This is a genomic window from Streptomyces sp. NPDC044063 (genome assembly GCF_056434285.1).
Genome location: NZ_JBWKFM010000013.1, coordinates 82,957 through 99,749, shown reverse-complemented (window position 1 = coordinate 99,749; position 16,793 = coordinate 82,957). Strand labels below are relative to the sequence as shown.

Below are 16,793 nucleotides of genomic sequence, written 5' to 3'. Positions count from 1 at the left end.
CGGGGTGACTCCCCCTCCCGGTCACCCTCGCACGCGACGACCGAACGTGCATTTCGGGCAATAACCGTAGGTGACCCGGGGACTTATCGGACGCCGCCCGTATCCGCCACGCCGATGATCCAGTTCGGACTGATAACCCCCGCGCGGTCGGGCAGACTCCTGGGAAAGCCAAGGGAACCGGGGCACGCCAGTGCCGGGGGGCGACCGCACTTCTGGAAAATCAGGGGAAACTCGGGAAAAGAGGGTGGAACGTGGACCGCTGCGTCGTCCTGGTGGACGCCGGGTACTTGCTGGGCGCCGCCGCGAGCCTGCTGGCCGGGGAGCCCGCCCGGTCCCGCATCACCGTCGATCACACGACCCTGATCCAAGGGCTGCGCGAACGCGCCGAGGCCGACACCCAGCGGCCGCTGCTGCGCATTTACTGGTTCGACGGGGCCCCCGACCGCGTCCCCCAGCCCGAGCACCGGCGGCTGCGCGTGATGTCCCGCGTCACCGTCCGGCTCGGCGCCCTGACCCGCAGCGACGGCCGCTGGGCGCAGAAGGGCGTCGACGCCGCCATGCACGCCGAGCTCACCGAGCTCGCCCGCAACCGCGCCTGCTCCGACATCGTGCTGGTCACCGGCGACGGCGACCTGCTGCCCGGCCTGATGTCCGCCAAGGAGCACGGCGTCGCCGTCCACCTGTGGGCCGTCCAGGCCGCCGACGGCGACTACAACCAGTCCGAGGACCTCGTCGCCGAGGCCGACGAACGGCGCGTCCTGGACCGCAGCTGGATCACCCGGGCGGTACGGGCCAAGGAGCTCGGCGGCGTGTGCGCCCCGCCCCCCGTGCCCCGGCCCGAGATCGCCGCCATCCTCGCCGCCCCGCTGCCGGAGACGGCCGCGGCGGCGGCCGCGGCGGCCGCCGGGCGCCCGGCCGAGACCGGCCCCGCCGACGGGCGCAACGGCACGGCCCGGCCCGCCGCCGCTGCCGCGGCCGCCGCGGCGGCACCGATCGCGAACGGCGAGCGGACGGCGGAGCAGCCCGCCGGGCGCGGCGTGCCCACCCCCAAGGACCTCGCCGGGCTCGGCCGCGGCCCGGCGCCCGACCGGCCCACGGCGGCCTCCTCCGCCGCCCCGGCGGGCGGCTCGGCGGCCGGCACGCCCAACGCCACCCTCCGCTGGTCCTCCGACCGGGGCTGGATCGAACGCGGCGCCGGCAACGGCCTGGGGGAGCCTCCCGAAACGGCCTCCCTGCCGATGCTGGCCCAGCTCACCAGCGCCGAGCAGCGCTGGGCCGACCGCGAGGAGGACATCACCACCGTCGGCGGCGACCCCTTCGAGGTCGGCCAGGTCTTCGCCCGCCGCTGGGCCGAGCGCCTCACCGACCCGGTCCACCTCCAGCACCTCTCCACCGAGTACCCCCGCATCCCGCACCGCATCGACGGTGAGCTCCTGCGCTACGCCGCCCGCTTCGGCCTCCTCGCCCACAAGGACGACCAGATCGACGAGCACGACCGCTACGCGATCCGCGCCGGCTTCTGGCGCGAGATCGACACCAGGACGGCCGCCGAGCACGCGCCGGCGGGCGACTGAGGCGCCGCGAGCGTGCCCCGGAGCGAGCCGCGGGCGCCGGGGCGCGTACCCTCGTAGCTCGTGAGAACGGTCGGGAAACAGGCGGAGCGAACCGCGAGCGCCACGGTGTGCGCGGTGCGCGGACTCGTCAAGACCTACCCCGCCGCGCGCGGGCGCCGCGGCGCGCCCGGCGCGGACGCCGTCCGGGCCACCGACGGCATCGACCTCGACGTCCGGCGCGGTGAGATCTTCGGCCTGCTCGGCCCCAACGGCGCCGGCAAGACCACCCTCGTCCGCCAGCTCACCGGCCTGCTCCGGCCCGACGAGGGCAGCGTCGAGCTCCTCGGCCACGACCTCGTCCGGCACCCCGAGCGCGCCGCCCGCCTCATCGGCTACCTGGGCCAGGAGTCCACGGCCCTGGACGAGCTGACCGTCGCCCTCGCCGCCGAGACCACCGGCCGGCTGCGCGGCCTCGGCCTGCGCGACGCCCGCGCCGAGCGCGACGCCGTCCTGGAGGAGCTGGGCCTCACCCCGCTCGCCGGCCGCCCGCTGAAGAAGCTCTCCGGCGGCCAGCGGCGCCTCGCCTGCCTCGCCGCCGCCCTGACCGGCGATCGCCCCCTGCTGGTGCTGGACGAGCCGACCACCGGCATGGACCCGGTGGCCCGCCGCGCGGTGTGGGCGGCGATCGACCGCCGACGCGCCGAGCGCGGCACCACCGTCGTGCTGGTCACCCACAACGTCATCGAGGCCGAGACCGTGCTGGACCGCGTGGCGGTGCTGGAGCGCGGCCGGATCATCGCCTGCGACACCCCGGCCGGCCTCAAGGAGCTGGTCGGCGACGACGTCCGGGTCGATCTGGTCTGGCGCGACGCGCCGCCGCTGGAGGTCCCCGAGGTCGCCGCGCTGCGCGGCGTCGCCCAGGAGTCCGGCCGCCGCTGGTCGCTGCGGCTCGGCCCGGCCGAGGCGCGCGCCGCCGTCGCCGCCGTGACCGGTGGCCCCGCCTTCGCCGCGCTCGACGACTTCACTCTCGCCACGCCCAGTCTGGAGGACGTCTACCTCGCCCTGGGCGGCCGCGAGAAGGGGCTGATGAAGGGGTGAGGGCCGTCCCGACCGGACCGAACAGGAGCTGTACCGCGTGACTGCTGTATCCGCCGAAGCGGTGCCGGGGAAGGCGCCCGCCGGGGCCCCGCCCCGGCCGTGGTCCGAGGACGGCGGTGCCGCCCCGCTCGCGCCCCGCGCGCGGCTGCTGCCCGCGCTGGCGGCCGTCTACCGCGCCCAGCTCTCGCGCGCCCGCGTGGCGCGCATCCCGCTGCTGTTCGTGGCGACCTTCCAGTCCGTCGGCATCATGATCCTCATGCGCGGGGTCGTCGACGGCGGCTCCGAGGCGCGCGCCGTCGTGGCGGGCTCCAGCGTGCTGGTCGTGGCGTTCGTCGCGCTGAACCTGCTGGCCCAGTACTTCGGCCAGCTGCGCGCCAGCGGCGGCCTCGACCACTACGCGACGCTGCCGGTGCCGCCGGCGGCCGTGGTGCTGGGCGCCGCCGGGGCGTACGCGTCGTTCACCGTGCCGGGCGCGGCCGTCACGGCCGTGGCGGGCAGCGTGCTCTTCGGGCTGCCGCTGACGCACCTGTGGGTGCTGGCGGCGGTGATCCCGCTGTCCGGCGCGGCCCTCGCGGGCCTCGGCGCGGCCCTCGGCCTGCTCGCGCCGCGCCAGGAACTGGCGACGCTCTGCGGCCAGTTGGGGATGTCCGCGGCGCTCCTGCTGGGCGTGCTGCCGGCCGACCGGCTGCCGACGCCCATCGCCTGGGCGCGCGACCTGCTGCCGTCCACCTACGGGGTGGAGGCGCTGGCCCGCAGCTTCGACGCCCGTCCCGACTGGCTGCTGACGGTGGCCGACCTCGGGGTGTGCGCGGCCGTCGGCGTGATCTCGCTGTCCGTCGCCACGTGGGCCTACCGCCGGGCGGCCGTGCGGTGACGCGCCGCAGCGACCGTCCTGACGCCGGAGCGTCCGCGTCCACCTGGCACGATGGCGGGGTGACCGCACCGCTGACGCCGCACGGCAACTCCTCCTCCGAGCCCGGGCCCGAACCCGGTCCCGGCGCCGACCTGCCGCCCGCCGAGGCCGGCCCGGCACCCGGCCTGTCCGAGGAGACCCGTGCCGAGCTGCGGCAGGGGGCCCTGATCCTGGCGCTCGTGACGCTCACCGGCGTCCTGCTGGGGCTGCTGTGGCTGTGGGTGGCGCCGAAGGTGCCGCTGATCTCGGACGGCAAGGCCGTCTACCTCAAGAGCACCGAGGGCGAGCAGGCCATCGGCGCGGACGGCTGGTTCGCGCTGCTGGGCCTGGCGTTCGGCGCGATCGCCGCCACGCTGGTCTTCCTCCTCAACCGGCGGGGCGGCATCGCGATCGTCGCCGGCCTCGCCGCCGGGTCGCTGCTGGCCTCGGTCATCGGCTGGCGGCTGGGCGTCTGGCTCGGCCCGACCCCCGACGTGGCCGCGCACGCCCGGGCCGTGGGACAGGGCGTGGTCTTCGACGCGCCGCTGAAGCTGGCGGCGAAGGGGATGCTGCTGGCGTGGCCGCTGGCGGCGATGGCGGTGCATCTGGGGTTGACGGCGCTGTTCGGACCGCGGGATCCGGAGCCCGGTCCCGAGCCGGTGCCGCACTGGCCCCGGCCCGGGGCGTCGCCCGCCGGCGACACCGGCGGACAGGGCTGACGGCCTAGGCCGGCCGGCGGCCGTGGTTGGCTCGGCCCTTCTTCAGGCGCCAGCGGCGTTTGCGGGTGCGCTTCGACATGGGCGTCCCTCCCTGGGCGGGCCGCGCCTTCGGCGGTCCGCCCCTCGGTCGTAGCGGAGGGCGGCCGGGCCGTCCAGAGCGCGCGCGGGCCCCGGCTCAGCCGCGGGCGATCGGCGCGACCACCGCGTCCGTCAGAAGCGCCAGGTCGGCGGGGGAGAGCTCGACCTCCAGCCCCCGGCGCCCGGCCGAGACGCAGATCGTGGTGTGGGAGCGCGCGGAGGCGTCCAGCGCCGTGGGCAGCCGCCGGCGCTGCCCCAGGGGCGAGATGCCGCCCCGGACGTACCCCGTCGTGCGCTCGGCTGCCGCCGGGTCGGCCATCGCCGCCCGCTTGCCGCCGACCGCCGCGGCCAGCGCCTTGAGGTCGAGCGAGCCGGACACCGGCACGACCGCCACCGTCAGCGTGCCGTCGACGTCGGCGACGAGCGTCTTGAAGACCCGCTCCGGGGTCACGCCCAGCGCCCGGGCGGCCTCCTCGCCGTACGAGGCGGCGGCCGGGTCGTGGTCGTAGGCGTGCACGGAGAACGCCGTGCCCGCCCGTTCGAGGGCGACGATCGCGGGCGTCGCGCCCGCCGCCCCGGGTGCGGTGTTCCGCTTGGACTTCCTGGCCACGCGGGCCTCCCCCTCCGGGTCAGTTCGGACTGGTGGGCCGCCGGGTGAGATCGACGGCCGGCAGCGACGGCAGCTTGCTCATCACCGCGGTCTCGGCGCGCAGCAGCCGCAGCTCCTCGGCGAGCCGCGACGCCGTGTCGGGCGCCTGGAGCAGCCGCTGCTTGGCCGGGGTGTCCAGCACCGCGGCCGCCGCGACGAGGTACGACAGCACGCTGGGCTCGCCGGGCAGCTCGGCCCGGCCCGCCAGCGACGCCTCGTTCGCCCCGGCCAGCCGCTTCTGGTACGTCCGGAACGCCCGGACCACACCGGCGGCCAGGGCGCCGGCCTCGTCGCCCTGCCGCTCCTCGATCTCCTCCACCTCGCCCGTCAGGTACGGGCCCGAGGCGTCCACCGACAGCAGCCGGAAGCGGGTGGTGCCGGTGGCCAGCACCTCGTAGGTGCCGTTCTTCCGGCGGCGGATCGTGGCGGCGTCGGCGACGCACCCCACGGTGTGGAAGGCACGCATCGGGTCCGGGCCGAAGCCGGAGGCGGGGCCGGGCTCCGGGCGCGCCTCGTCGGGCAGGCCCGGTGCGCTGGGCGCCACCTCGTGGCCGTCGCGGATCGCGACCACGCCGAAGCGGCGCGGGGCATCCTCGGGGAGCTGCGCCAACTCGCGCATCATCGTGCGGTACCGCCGCTCGAAGACGTTCAGCGGCAGCACGAGGCCGGGGAACAGCACCGAGTTCAGCGGGAAGATCGGAAGGCGCGCGGTGGTCACGGCGGGTAAGCCTAATGGCCGGGCGGCCGGTCGGGACCGGGATTTCACTGCCGGCGCAGCAGGCGGGAGGCGCCCGCGGCGACCGTGGTGGCGAGGATCCAGCCGAGGAGGGTGAGCACGGCCACCACCCACTGCTGGCCGCCGGCGGGGCGCCAGGCGGCGCCCTGGCCGAGGTCGATGACCGGCAGCAGCAGGTCGAGGGTGTAGAGGGCCGCGTTCCACGCCGGGCCCTCGCCCTCCTTGAGCGGCGGCACCGGGCGGCAGGCGAAGTAGACGGCCCCCAGCAGCCACAGCACCGCCATCCACACGGCGGCCCGGCCCGGGCGGTAGCCGTAGGCCACCGTCCAGTCCTGGAGGTAGCCCCAGGCCTTCCCGGCGACCGGCAGCGTCTCGCGGCGGCGGCGCTGCTTGGCCAGCAGCACGGCCCGGGCGTCGGCGTCCTCGCCGCTGGAGCGCAGCGCGCCCGCCAGCCGTTCGTAGGGCTCCGGGGCGTACTCGGGCGTGGCCGCGGCGACCCAGTCGAGGCGGCGGGGGAGGGGGAAGGAGCCCAGGGGTATCAGGTTCTCGTAGACGAAGCCGGCCATCACCAGCCCGCCCGGCCCGGGCCAGCTGTCGTAGCGGTCGACCAGATTGACCACCCGCGCCCCGGAGAGCACCACCCGCCCGCGCTCCTGGCGCTCGCCGAGGAAGCGCAGCTCGGGCGTGACGACCCGGCGCAGGGACAGCTCCTGGTCCGCCTCCATCACGAAGCGGGCCTGGCTGAGGTCCACCGCGTCCCCGAACCGCCCGTCGTCCAGCCGGGCCCCGCCCAGGCACTCGAAGCGCCGCAGCCGGGCGCCGCGGTCGGGCACGGGGGTGGTGGAGATGCCGTACGGGGGAGTGGCGCCGCCCGCGTAGCGCGAGCCGCCCAGACCCGCCGAGGTGAGGTAGAGGGTGCGCTCCACGGTCAGCTGGGGGGCGTTGAGCGCGCGGCGGCCGTAGGGGTTGTTCAGGGTGGAGCCGCGCAGGCTCAGTGAGGCGCCGATGGTGGCGCCGCGCATGCTGAGCTCGCCGTGCGAGCGCATCATCTCGGCCTGGAGGTCCTGTCCGACGGTCATCCCGTCGGCGGCGATGGACGTCCCGCGCCGGTCCCGCCGGACCACCAGCTGGTTGAGCAGCAGGTCCGTGCCGATGTGCGCGTCGGTCAGGCGTATGCCGTGCTGGACGACGCAGCGCGGCAGGTGGAGGTCGCCCTCGGTGCGGATGCGCGCGGCCTCCAGCCGGGGGATCGCGCAGCCCACCAGGCGGAGGGTGGTGAAGCTGCTCTCGGGCAGCAGCAGCTGTTGCTCGAAGCGGCAGTTGTGCAGTTCGACGTAGGGCACGACGGTGCCGCCGGACAGGTCGAGGGTGCCGGTGATCCGTACGCCGTTGAGCTTGAGCGCCGCCACCCGGCCGGGGCGGGCGGCGGGGCCGCTGAGCAGCAGCAGGGCGACCACTCCGGCGCGCACGCTGCGCTCGGGGCCCCAGGTGGTGGGCGCCGCGGGGTCGTTGCGCTCGGGGTCGGAGGTGCGGAGGTCGAGGGTGGTGCCGGTGCGGAAGGCCTCCCACATGGCCCGTTCGACGGCGGTGGGTTCCAGGCCGGCGGGCGGCCCGTCGTCCTGCGGTGCACTCATGAGTCCCCCTCCCCTCACCCGTGGCGCCGGTCCTACCGGCCCCATTCCCCCCGGGTGACCGTTCGAACACCGTTCGTGAGCGTCGATTGTCCGTCCGGGACCGAGGAAAGATCAACACTTTGGCCCTGTCCCGGTGGGTGGTACGGGGAGCCGTGCGACGGGACGGGTCTGAGACAATTGGCCATGTGATCTCCCGAATCGATCTGCGCGGCCCCGCCTTCCCTGTGAACGGCGTCGACCGCGACCTGCTGCCCCGTGCCGAGCTCGACGTCGAGGCCGCCCTGGAGAAGGTGCGGCCCATCTGCGACGACGTGCATCATCGCGGCACCGCGGCCCTGATCGACTACGCGGAGCGCTTCGACGGTGTGACGATCGACCGGGTGCGGGTGCCCGCCGAGGCGATCGCCCGGGCCCTGGACGAGCTGGACCCGGCCGTGCGCGCCGCGCTGGAGGAGTCCATCCGCCGCGCCCGCCTGGTCCACCGCGAGCAGCGCCGCACCGACACGACCGTGGAGGTCGTGCCCGGCGGCACGGTCACCGAACGCTGGGTGCCCGTCGAGCGCGTGGGCCTCTACGTCCCCGGCGGCCGGTCCGTCTACCCCTCGTCCGTCGTCATGAACGTGGTCCCGGCCCAGGAGGCCGGCGTCGGCTCCATGGCCGTCGCCTCCCCGCCGCAGAAGGAGCACGGCGGCCTGCCCCACCCGACGATCCTGGCCGCCTGCGCGCTGCTGGGCGTCGACGAGGTGTACGCGGCCGGCGGCGCCCAGGCCGTCGCCATGTTCGCCTACGGCACCGAGGAGTGCCGCCCCACGAACATGGTCACCGGCCCCGGCAACATCTACGTCGCCGCCGCCAAGCGCCTGCTCAAGGGCCGCATCGGCATCGACGCCGAGGCCGGCCCGACCGAGATCGCCGTCCTCGCCGACCGCACCGCCGACCCGGCGCACGTCGCCGCCGACCTGATCAGCCAGGCCGAGCACGACCCGCTGGCCGCCTCGGTGCTCGTCACCGACTCCGAGGAGCTGGCGGCCGCGGTGGAGAAGGAGCTGGAGGCCCAGGTGGCCGCCACCCGGCACGTCGAGGACCGCATCCTGCCCGCCCTCGGCGGCCGCCAGTCCGGCATCGTCCTGGTCGACGGCATCGAGCAGGGCCTGGCGGTCGTCGACGCCTACGCCGCCGAGCACCTGGAGATCCAGACGGAGGACGCCGCCGCGGTCGCCGCCCGGGTGCGCAACGCCGGCGCGGTCTTCGTCGGCGCGTACTCCCCGGTGTCGCTGGGCGACTACGCCGCCGGCTCCAACCACGTGCTGCCCACCGGCGGCTGCGCCTGCCACTCCTCCGGCCTGTCGGTCCAGTCCTTCCTGCGCGGCATCCACGTCGTGGACTACACCCGCGAGGCGCTCGCGGAGGTGGCCGGGCACGTGGTGACGCTCGCCGAGGCCGAGGACCTGCCCGCCCACGGCGCGGCCGTCCTGGCGCGGTTCGACGGAAAGGTGCCCGAGGACCAGTGACGTCCATCGACGACCTCCCGATCCGGGACGAACTGCGCGGCAAGTCGCCGTACGGCGCCCCCCAGCTGGACGTGCCCGTCCGCCTGAACACCAACGAGAACCCCTACCCGTTGCCCGAGCCCCTCGTCGCCCGCATCGCCGAGCGCGTGGCCGAGGCCGCCCGCCACCTCAACCGCTACCCCGACCGGGACGCGGTCGAGCTGCGCACCGAGCTCGCCGCGTACCTCACCCGCACCACGGGCCACGAGGTCACCCGGGCGAACGTCTGGGCCGCCAACGGCTCCAACGAGGTCATCCAGCAGCTGCTCCAGACCTTCGGCGGCCCCGGCCGCACGGCCATCGGCTTCGAGCCCTCGTACTCGATGCACGCCCTGATCTCGCGCGGCACCGGCACGGGCTGGATCCCCGGCCCGCGCACGGACGACTTCACCATCGACGTGGACGCGGCGGAGCGCGCCATCGCCGAGCACCGGCCCGAGGTCGTCTTCGTCTGCTCGCCCAACAACCCCACGGGCACGGCGGTGGAGGCGGAGACGGTCCTGCGGCTGTACGAGGCCGCCCAGGCGGCCCGGCCGTCCCTGGTGGTGGTCGACGAGGCCTACGGCGAGTTCAGCCACCGCCCCTCGCTGCTGCCGCTGATCGAGGGCCGGCCGAACCTCGTGGTCTCCCGCACCATGTCCAAGGCCTTCGGCGCCGCCGGGCTGCGCCTGGGCTACCTCGCCGCCGACCCGGCCGTGGTCGACGCCGTCCAGCTGGTCCGGCTGCCGTACCACCTGTCGGCCGTCACCCAGGCCACGGCCCTGGCCGCCCTGGAGCACACCGACACCCTGCTCGGCTACGTCGAGCAGCTCAAGGCCGAGCGGGACCGCATCGTCACCGAGCTGCGCGCCATGGGCTGCGAGGTGACCGACTCCGACGCCAACTTCGTCCAGTTCGGGCGCTTCCCGGACAGCCACACCGCGTGGCAGGCCATCCTCGACCGCGGTGTCCTGGTGCGCGACAACGGCGTACCGGGGTGGCTGCGGGTCACCGCGGGCACCCCGGAGGAGAACGACGCGTTCCTGGACGCGGTCCGCGCCATTCGCAAGGAGAGCAACTGATGAGCCGCGTTGGGCGCGTCGAGCGCACCACCAAGGAGACCTCGGTCCTGGTCGAGATCGACCTCGACGGGACCGGACAGGTCGATGTGTCGACCGGGGTCGGCTTCTACGACCACATGCTCGACCAGCTGGGCCGCCACGGCCTGTTCGACCTCACCGTCAAGACCGACGGCGACCTCCACATCGACACCCACCACACCATCGAGGACACCGCCCTCGCGCTCGGCGCCGCCTTCCGTCAGGCGCTCGGCGACAAGGTGGGCATCTACCGCTTCGGCAACTGCACCGTGCCGCTGGACGAGTCCCTCGCCCAGGTCACCGTGGACCTCTCCGGCCGCCCGTACCTCGTGCACACCGAGCCCGAGAACATGGCGCCGATGATCGGCACCTACGACACCACGATGACCCGGCACATCCTGGAGTCCTTCGTGGCCCAGGCCCGGATCGCCCTCCACGTCCACGTCCCGTACGGGCGCAACGCCCACCACATCGTGGAATGCCAGTTCAAGGCCCTGGCCAGGGCCCTGCGCTACGCGAGCGAGCGCGACCCGCGCGCCGCCGGAATCCTCCCGTCGACGAAGGGCGCTCTGTGAGTGACGCACGCGCGGCCGCCGGGCTGCAGACGACCGTGATAGCCGCACCTCTGCGCCGCGCGGGCGGAGAAACGAACGAAAGGGCGCTGCAACAGTGAACGGCACGTCCACCGCTCTGATACTCGTCGGCCTGTTCCTGGTCGGCGGCATCATCTCGTTCCTCAAGCAGGGCATGCCCAAGGGCGTGATCGTGCTGCTCGGCCTCGGCGCGGCCATGTGCCTGACCGCCGGCGTACTGCGTATCGAAGGACTGTGGTCATGAGCTCCCCGAAGAAGGTCGTCGTCTTCGACTACGGCTTCGGCAACGTCCGCTCCGCCGAGCGCGCCCTCGCGCACGTCGGCGCCGACGTCGAGATCACCCGCGACTTCGACCGCGCCATGAACGCCGACGGGCTCCTGGTCCCCGGCGTCGGCGCCTTCGCCGCCTGCATGAAGGGGCTGCGCTCGGCGCGCGGCGACTGGGTCGTCGGACGCCGGCTGTCCGGCGGCCGTCCCGTCATGGGCATCTGCGTCGGCATGCAGATCCTCTTCGAGCGCGGCATCGAGCACGGCGAGGAGACCGAGGGCCTCGACGAGTGGCCCGGCACCGTCGAGCCGCTCAAGGCCGACGTCGTCCCCCACATGGGCTGGAACACCGTCACCCCGGCCGAGGGCTCGCGGCTCTTCGCGGGCCTCGACGCGGACACCCGCTACTACTTCGTCCACTCCTACGCGGTGCGCCACTGGGATCTGGAGGTCGGCAACCCCAACATCCGCGCCCCCAAGGTCACCTGGGCCACCCACGGCGAGCCGTTCGTCGCCGCCGTGGAGAACGGTCCGCTGTGGGCCACCCAGTTCCACCCCGAGAAGTCCGGCGACGCCGGCGCCCAGCTGCTGACCAACTGGATCGAGACCCTCTGATGCCCACGCTCGAACTCCTCCCCGCCGTCGACGTCCGTGACGGCCAGGCCGTGCGCCTGGTCCACGGCGAGTCGGGCTCGGAGACCTCCTACGGCGACCCGCTCACCGCCGCCCTGGCCTGGCAGAAGGCCGGCGCCGAGTGGCTGCACCTGGTCGACCTCGACGCCGCCTTCGGCACCGGCGACAACCGCGCCCAGGTCGCCGAGGTCGCCCGCTCGATGGACATCAAGGTCGAGCTGTCCGGCGGCATCCGCGACGACGCCTCGCTCGCCGCCGCCCTCGCCACCGGCTGCACCCGCGTCAACCTCGGCACCGCGGCCCTGGAGACCCCCGAGTGGGTCGCCAAGGTCATCGCCGAGCACGGCGACCGCATCGCCGTGGGCCTCGACGTCCGCGGCACCACCCTGCGCGGCCGCGGCTGGACCCGTGACGGCGGCGACCTCTACGAGACGCTGGCCCGCCTCGACTCCGAGGGCTGCGCCCGCTACGTCGTCACCGACATCGCCAAGGACGGCACCCTCCAGGGCCCCAACCTGGAGCTGCTGCGGAACGTCTGCGCGGCCACCGACAAGCCGGTCGTCGCCTCCGGTGGTGTCTCCTCCCTTGACGATCTGCGCGCGCTCGCCACCCTGGTACCCGAGGGGGTCGAAGGCGCCATCGTCGGCAAGGCCCTCTACGCCAAGGCGTTCACCTTGGAAGAGGCCCTGGAGGCAGTGTCCGTATGAGCCGTGACCCGGTCCCGCAGCGTGTGCAGTCCGACAGTCCCTGGGAAGAGTCGATCGGGTTCGCACGGGCCGTGGCGGCCGGGGACCGCGTCCTCGTCGCCGGCACGATGCCCCTGGTCGGGGGCGTCCTGCACGGCGAGGGCGACCCGTACGAGCAGACGCTGGTGGCCTTCGGCAACGCGCTCGACGCGCTGAAGCGCTTCGGCCTCGGCCCGGACGCCGTCGTCCGCACCCGTATGTATCTCACGCACGCCCGCGACGTCGACGCCGTCGGCCGCGCCCACAAGGAGCTCTTCGGGGACGTCCGGCCGGCCGCCACCATGGTGGTCGTCTCCGGCTTCGTCGACTCCCGCGTGCTGGTCGAAGTAGAACTCGAAGCATTCCAAGGAGAACCGGCGTGACCCTCGCCGTCCGAGTCATCCCCTGCCTGGACGTGGACAACGGCCGGGTCGTCAAGGGCGTCAACTTCCAGAACCTCCGCGACGCCGGCGACCCCGTCGAGATGGCCCGCGTCTACGGGCGGGAGGGCGCCGACGAGCTCACCTTCCTCGACATCACCGCCTCCTCCGGCAACCGGGAGACGACCTACGACGTCGTGCGCCGCACGGCCGAGGAGGTCTTCATCCCGCTCACCGTCGGCGGTGGCGTCCGCACCGCCGAGGACGTCGACAAGCTGCTGCGCGCCGGCGCCGACAAGGTGGGCGTCAACACCGCCGCCATCGAGCGCCCCGACCTGATCCGCGAGATCGCCGAGCGCTTCGGCCGGCAGGTTCTCGTCCTGTCCGTGGACGCCCGTCGTACGGCCTCCGGCTCCTTCGAGGTCACCACCCACGGCGGCCGCCGCGGCACCGGCCTGGACGCCGTCGAGTGGGCGCACCGGGCCGCCGAGCTGGGCGCCGGCGAGATCCTGCTGAACTCGATGGACGCGGACGGCACCAAGGACGGCTACGACACGGAGATGATCGGGGCCGTGCGGAAGCACGTCACCGTGCCCGTGATCGCCAGCGGTGGCGCCGGCCGGCTCGACCACTTCGCCCCGGCCGTCGCGGCCGGCGCGGACGCGGTGCTGGCCGCCTCGGTCTTCCACTTCGGCGAGCTGCGGATCTCCGACGTCAAGGGCGCGCTGCGGGAGGCGGGCCACCCGGTCCGCTGAGCCCGGGCCGTGCGGCCGTGACCGTGCGGCCGTGACCGTGCGGCCGAGGCCTTCGGGCCCGGCCGCACGGGTCAGTCCCTGATCAGCAGGAAGATCGCCCCCGCCACCACCGCGAGCGCGATGGCGCCCACCCCGTACGTCAGCCGGTAGGTGCGCAGTCCTGGCAGGTAGTGGTCCACCGCGTAGTCGCCGGGCCCGGTCAGCGCCAGCGCGGCGGCGATGATCGCAATCAGAAGGGTGAATTCCACGCCCTTCGGCAGGAAGAAATCGCCCCAGGTCACGCCCAGCGCGTTGACCATCGTGCCCAGCACGGCGGCGGCCGCGAGCGGTGTGAGCAGCCCCAGGAAGAGACCGGCGCCGCCCAGCGTCTCGCTCAGCCCCGCCACCACGGCCATGGCTTTACCCGCCGGGTAGCCCCAATGGGTGAATCCTTTCCCCGTGGCGTCGAGCCCCGGCCCGTCGAACCAGCCGAAGAGCTTCTGCGTGCCGTGCCCCATCATGGTCAGCCCCACCATGAGGCGCAGCAGCAGGAGCCCCAGGGAGACACCGGTCCGTGACCAGGACTCGTGCACGGGCCCGTAAGGGGAGTCACTGACATACGGTCTGCTGCGGAATGCCATCGCCGGCGCCTTCTTCCAGGTGCTTCGGTCCGTGTCCGATGCGGCCCCCGAGCCTCAGATACCCAGTTTCGCCTCCCCGAGCCGCACGAGCGCGTCCTTGTCACCCTCCGTCTCCACCCGGGCCACGTCCTGGCGGCCGAAGACGAAGAGCACCAGCTCGCCCGGCTCCCCGGTGACCGTGATCACCGGCACTCCCCGGTGGGCGACCGCCGTGCGGCCGTCGGGGCGTCTGAGCACCAGGCCCACCGGCGACCGGCGGCCCAGCACCCGGGCCGTCCGCTCCAGCCGGCTCCACAGCGCGTCCCCGAAGACCGGGTCCGGCTCGCGGGGCGTCCAGTCCTCCTGGGCGCGGCGCACGTCCTCGGTGTGCACGAAGAACTCCACGGTGTTCGCCGCCTCGTCGACCGGCTTCAGGGCGTACGGCGACAGGCGCGGCGGGCCCGTGCGGATCAGCTGGATCAGCTCCTCGTACGGCTTGGCGGCGAACTCCGCCTGCACCCGTTCCAGCCGGGCGGCCAGGGGCTTGAGGATGATGCCGGCGGCCGCGTCGGTGCGCCGCTCGCGCACCACGACGTGCGCGGCGAGATCACGGGTGCGCCACCCCTCGCAGAGCGTGGGGGCGTCGGGCCCCACCGTCTCCAACAGGTCGGCGAGGAGCAGGCGTTCGCGCTGGGCATGAGTTGACATGCCGTCACCCTACGACCGGGTAACGCGCCCGGCCATGCCGCCGCGCCCCGCCCGGCCCCCGTCCGGCACCACCGGGCCCGGCCGCGGAGGCACAATGGGGCACATGACCGGCAACGCCCGACCCTCCTCCCTCGACCCCGCCATCGTCGCCCGCCTCAAGCGCGACGCCGACGGCCTGGTCCCCGCCATCGCCCAGCAGTACGACACCGGCGAGGTGCTCATGCTGGGCTGGATGGACGACGAGGCGCTCCACCGCACCCTCACCACCGGCCGCTGCACCTACTGGAGCCGCAGCCGCCAGGAGTACTGGGTCAAGGGCGACACCTCCGGGCACGTGCAGATCGTGAAGTCGGTGGCGCTGGACTGCGACGCGGACACCCTCCTCGTCAAGGTCGACCAGACCGGTCCCGCGTGCCACACGGGTACGCGCACCTGTTTCGACGCCTACCCGCTGTCGTCGGCCCAGTAGGCTCCGCTGTCATGGCCGCCACCACCGCACCCGTCTCGCACGGGGACGTCACCCCCGACGCCGCCTCCTTCCGCCTGCTGGCGAAGGACCGCCGGGTCATCCCCGTCACCCGCCGCCTCCTCGCCGACGGCGACACCCCCGTGGGCCTCTACCGCAAGCTGGCCGCCGAACGCCCCGGCACCTTCCTGCTGGAGTCCGCGGAGAACGGCCGCTCCTGGTCGCGCTACTCCTTCGTCGGCGTGCGCAGCGCGGCCGCCCTCACCGTGCGCGACGGCCGGGCCCACTGGCTCGGCACCCCGCCCGTGGGCGTCCCCACCGACGGCGACCCGCTGGCCGCCCTGCGGGCCACCGTCGAGGCCCTCCACACCCCGCGCGACCTGATAGAGGGTGCCGGGATGCCGCCCTTCACCGGCGGCATGGTGGGATACCTGGGCTACGACGTCGTCCGCCGGCTGGAGCGTATCGGCGAGCACCCCGGCGGCCCCGGCCCCGACGCCCTGGACCTGCCCGAGCTGACCATGCTGCTCACCTCGGACCTCGCCGTCCTCGACCACTGGAACGGCACGGTCCTGCTGATCGCCAACGCGATCAACCACAACGACCTGGAGACCGGCGTCGACGAGGCGTACGCCGACGCCGTCGCCCGCCTCGACGCCATGGCCGCCGACCTGCGCCGCCCGGTGCCCTCGGCGCCCACCGCGCTGCCGCCCTCCGAGCTGCCCGAGTACACCGCCCGCTGGGGCGGCCCCACCTACATGGCGGCCGTCGAGGACATCAAGGAGCGCATCCGCGCGGGCGAGGCCTTCCAGGTCGTGCCCTCGCAGCGCTTCGAGACCCCCTGCACGGCCTCCGCCCTCGACGTCTACCGGGTGCTGCGGGCCACCAACCCCAGCCCGTACATGTACCTCTTCCGGTTCCCCGACGGGGCGGACGGGGCCTTCGACGTCGTCGGGTCCAGCCCCGAGGCGCTGGTCAAGGTCGAGGACGGGCACGCGATGGTGCACCCCATCGCCGGCACCCGCCCGCGCGGCGCCACCCCGCAGGCCGACGCCGCCCTCGCCGAGGAGCTGCTGGCCGACCCCAAGGAGCGCGCCGAGCACCTGATGCTCGTCGACCTCGGCCGCAACGACCTCGGCCGGGTCTGCGAGCCCGGCAGCGTCGAGGTCGTCGACTTCATGTCGGTCGAGCGCTACAGCCATGTGATGCACATCGTCTCCACGGTCACCGGCCGGCTCGCCGCCGGGCGCACCGCCTTCGACGTGCTCACCGCCTGCTTCCCCGCCGGCACCCTGTCCGGGGCTCCCAAGCCGCGCGCCATGCAGATCATCGAGGAGCTGGAGCCGCAGCCCCGCGGGCTGTACGGCGGCGCCGTCGGCTACCTCGACTTCGCCGGCGACTCCGACACCGCCATCGCCATCCGCACCGCCGTCCTCCGCGACGGCACCGCCTACGTCCAGGCCGGCGCCGGCGTCGTGGCCGACTCCGACCCCGCCTCCGAGGACGCCGAATGCCGCAACAAGGCGGCGGCGGTCCTCAGAGCGGTCCACACGGCGAACCGCCTGTAGGACGCGCGGCGGGGGGGGGGGGGGCGGGGCCACCCCCCCCCCCCCCCCCCCCCCCCCGCCCCACCACCCCCCCCCCCCCCCCCCCCCCCCCCCCCCCCCCCCCCCCCCCCT

The 16,793-nt window shown here is 74.4% G+C and carries 20 protein-coding genes; 14 read left to right on the top strand and 6 right to left on the bottom strand.

Translation table 11 applies throughout. The features are described 5' to 3' along the window. Positions 1-251 precede the first annotated feature (251 nt). The 4 genes from AC07BS_RS18095 to AC07BS_RS18080 all read left to right on the top strand — a co-directional run bounded on the left by AC07BS_RS18095 (position 252) and on the right by AC07BS_RS18080 (position 4,262). The gene (locus AC07BS_RS18095; protein WP_478933142.1) at positions 252-1,574 is read left to right on the top strand and encodes an NYN domain-containing protein; all 1,323 of its coding nucleotides are present in this window, start codon (positions 252-254) and stop codon (positions 1,572-1,574) included. Between the two features lie 105 nt (positions 1,575-1,679). Beyond that, positions 1,680-2,651 (top strand): ABC transporter ATP-binding protein, encoded by a 972-nt coding sequence (locus tag AC07BS_RS18090; protein WP_478648737.1) that lies wholly within the window; start codon positions 1,680-1,682, stop codon positions 2,649-2,651. Between the two features lie 37 nt (positions 2,652-2,688). Next, positions 2,689-3,525 carry an ABC transporter permease gene (locus AC07BS_RS18085; protein ID WP_478648263.1) on the top strand — a complete coding sequence of 279 codons (837 nt, stop codon included), beginning with the start codon at positions 2,689-2,691 and terminating at the stop codon, positions 3,523-3,525. Positions 3,526-3,584: 59 nt separating this feature from the next. After that, complete coding sequence (locus tag AC07BS_RS18080) at positions 3,585-4,262, top strand: hypothetical protein (protein ID WP_478648266.1); 678 nt, start codon at positions 3,585-3,587, stop codon at positions 4,260-4,262. A 4-nt stretch (positions 4,263-4,266) separates the two neighbouring features. Here the strand turns inward: AC07BS_RS18080 and AC07BS_RS18075 are convergent, their stop codons facing one another. The 4 genes from AC07BS_RS18075 to AC07BS_RS18060 form a co-directional block, all read right to left on the bottom strand. After that, on the bottom strand, positions 4,267-4,341 hold the full coding sequence (locus AC07BS_RS18075) for a 50S ribosomal protein bL37 (RefSeq protein ID WP_466319588.1): 75 nt from the start codon (positions 4,339-4,341) through the stop codon (positions 4,267-4,269). A gap of 96 nt (positions 4,342-4,437) precedes the next feature. Further along, the gene (ybaK, locus tag AC07BS_RS18070) at positions 4,438-4,950 is read right to left on the bottom strand and encodes a Cys-tRNA(Pro) deacylase (protein ID WP_478648269.1); all 513 of its coding nucleotides are present in this window, start codon (positions 4,948-4,950) and stop codon (positions 4,438-4,440) included. 19 nt (positions 4,951-4,969) lie between these two features. Beyond that, entirely contained in the window at positions 4,970-5,707 is a 738-nt protein-coding gene (locus tag AC07BS_RS18065; RefSeq protein WP_478933139.1) for an LON peptidase substrate-binding domain-containing protein, read from the bottom strand. A gap of 44 nt (positions 5,708-5,751) precedes the next feature. Next, positions 5,752-7,359: an oxidoreductase gene (locus AC07BS_RS18060; RefSeq protein ID WP_478648275.1), complete on the bottom strand. Its 1,608-nt coding sequence runs from the start codon at positions 7,357-7,359 to the stop codon at positions 5,752-5,754. A gap of 185 nt (positions 7,360-7,544) precedes the next feature. On the opposite strand from AC07BS_RS18060, the gene hisD reads away from it, so the two are divergent. From hisD to hisF, 8 genes are all read left to right on the top strand, one after another. After that, the gene (gene hisD / locus AC07BS_RS18055; protein ID WP_478933137.1) at positions 7,545-8,870 is read left to right on the top strand and encodes a histidinol dehydrogenase; all 1,326 of its coding nucleotides are present in this window, start codon (positions 7,545-7,547) and stop codon (positions 8,868-8,870) included. Next, positions 8,867-9,970: a histidinol-phosphate transaminase gene (locus tag AC07BS_RS18050; RefSeq protein WP_478648281.1), complete on the top strand. Its 1,104-nt coding sequence runs from the start codon at positions 8,867-8,869 to the stop codon at positions 9,968-9,970. Before hisD ends, AC07BS_RS18050 begins: the two co-directional genes overlap by 4 nt. Then, the gene (hisB, locus tag AC07BS_RS18045) at positions 9,970-10,563 is read left to right on the top strand and encodes an imidazoleglycerol-phosphate dehydratase HisB (protein WP_478648284.1); all 594 of its coding nucleotides are present in this window, start codon (positions 9,970-9,972) and stop codon (positions 10,561-10,563) included. Before AC07BS_RS18050 ends, hisB begins: the two co-directional genes overlap by 1 nt. A gap of 94 nt (positions 10,564-10,657) precedes the next feature. Further along, on the top strand, positions 10,658-10,825 hold the full coding sequence (locus AC07BS_RS18040; RefSeq protein ID WP_478648287.1) for a hypothetical protein: 168 nt from the start codon (positions 10,658-10,660) through the stop codon (positions 10,823-10,825). Then, on the top strand, positions 10,822-11,463 hold the full coding sequence (gene hisH / locus AC07BS_RS18035) for an imidazole glycerol phosphate synthase subunit HisH (RefSeq protein ID WP_478648290.1): 642 nt from the start codon (positions 10,822-10,824) through the stop codon (positions 11,461-11,463). Before AC07BS_RS18040 ends, hisH begins: the two co-directional genes overlap by 4 nt. Beyond that, on the top strand, positions 11,463-12,188 hold the full coding sequence (gene priA / locus AC07BS_RS18030) for a bifunctional 1-(5-phosphoribosyl)-5-((5-phosphoribosylamino)methylideneamino)imidazole-4-carboxamide isomerase/phosphoribosylanthranilate isomerase PriA (RefSeq protein WP_478648293.1): 726 nt from the start codon (positions 11,463-11,465) through the stop codon (positions 12,186-12,188). Before hisH ends, priA begins: the two co-directional genes overlap by 1 nt. Then, a complete protein-coding gene (locus tag AC07BS_RS18025) occupies positions 12,185-12,589 on the top strand; it encodes a RidA family protein (RefSeq protein ID WP_478648296.1) in 405 nt (134 codons plus the stop codon). Before priA ends, AC07BS_RS18025 begins: the two co-directional genes overlap by 4 nt. Further along, complete coding sequence (hisF, locus tag AC07BS_RS18020) at positions 12,586-13,341, top strand: imidazole glycerol phosphate synthase subunit HisF (protein ID WP_478648298.1); 756 nt, start codon at positions 12,586-12,588, stop codon at positions 13,339-13,341. Before AC07BS_RS18025 ends, hisF begins: the two co-directional genes overlap by 4 nt. A gap of 71 nt (positions 13,342-13,412) precedes the next feature. Here the strand turns inward: hisF and AC07BS_RS18015 are convergent, their stop codons facing one another. Continuing rightward, complete coding sequence (locus AC07BS_RS18015) at positions 13,413-13,961, bottom strand: DoxX family protein (RefSeq protein WP_478648301.1); 549 nt, start codon at positions 13,959-13,961, stop codon at positions 13,413-13,415. Between the two features lie 54 nt (positions 13,962-14,015). Then, positions 14,016-14,648 carry a TIGR03085 family metal-binding protein gene (locus AC07BS_RS18010; protein ID WP_478648304.1) on the bottom strand — a complete coding sequence of 211 codons (633 nt, stop codon included), beginning with the start codon at positions 14,646-14,648 and terminating at the stop codon, positions 14,016-14,018. A 103-nt stretch (positions 14,649-14,751) separates the two neighbouring features. Between AC07BS_RS18010 and hisI the strand changes: the two genes are divergently transcribed. Together hisI and AC07BS_RS18000 are read left to right on the top strand one after the other, a co-directional pair. Continuing rightward, positions 14,752-15,117, top strand: coding sequence for a phosphoribosyl-AMP cyclohydrolase (gene hisI, locus AC07BS_RS18005; RefSeq protein ID WP_478933133.1), 366 nt, complete (start codon positions 14,752-14,754; stop codon positions 15,115-15,117). A gap of 11 nt (positions 15,118-15,128) precedes the next feature. Next, a complete protein-coding gene (locus AC07BS_RS18000) occupies positions 15,129-16,682 on the top strand; it encodes an anthranilate synthase component I (protein ID WP_478648309.1) in 1,554 nt (517 codons plus the stop codon). Positions 16,683-16,793 lie beyond the last annotated feature (111 nt).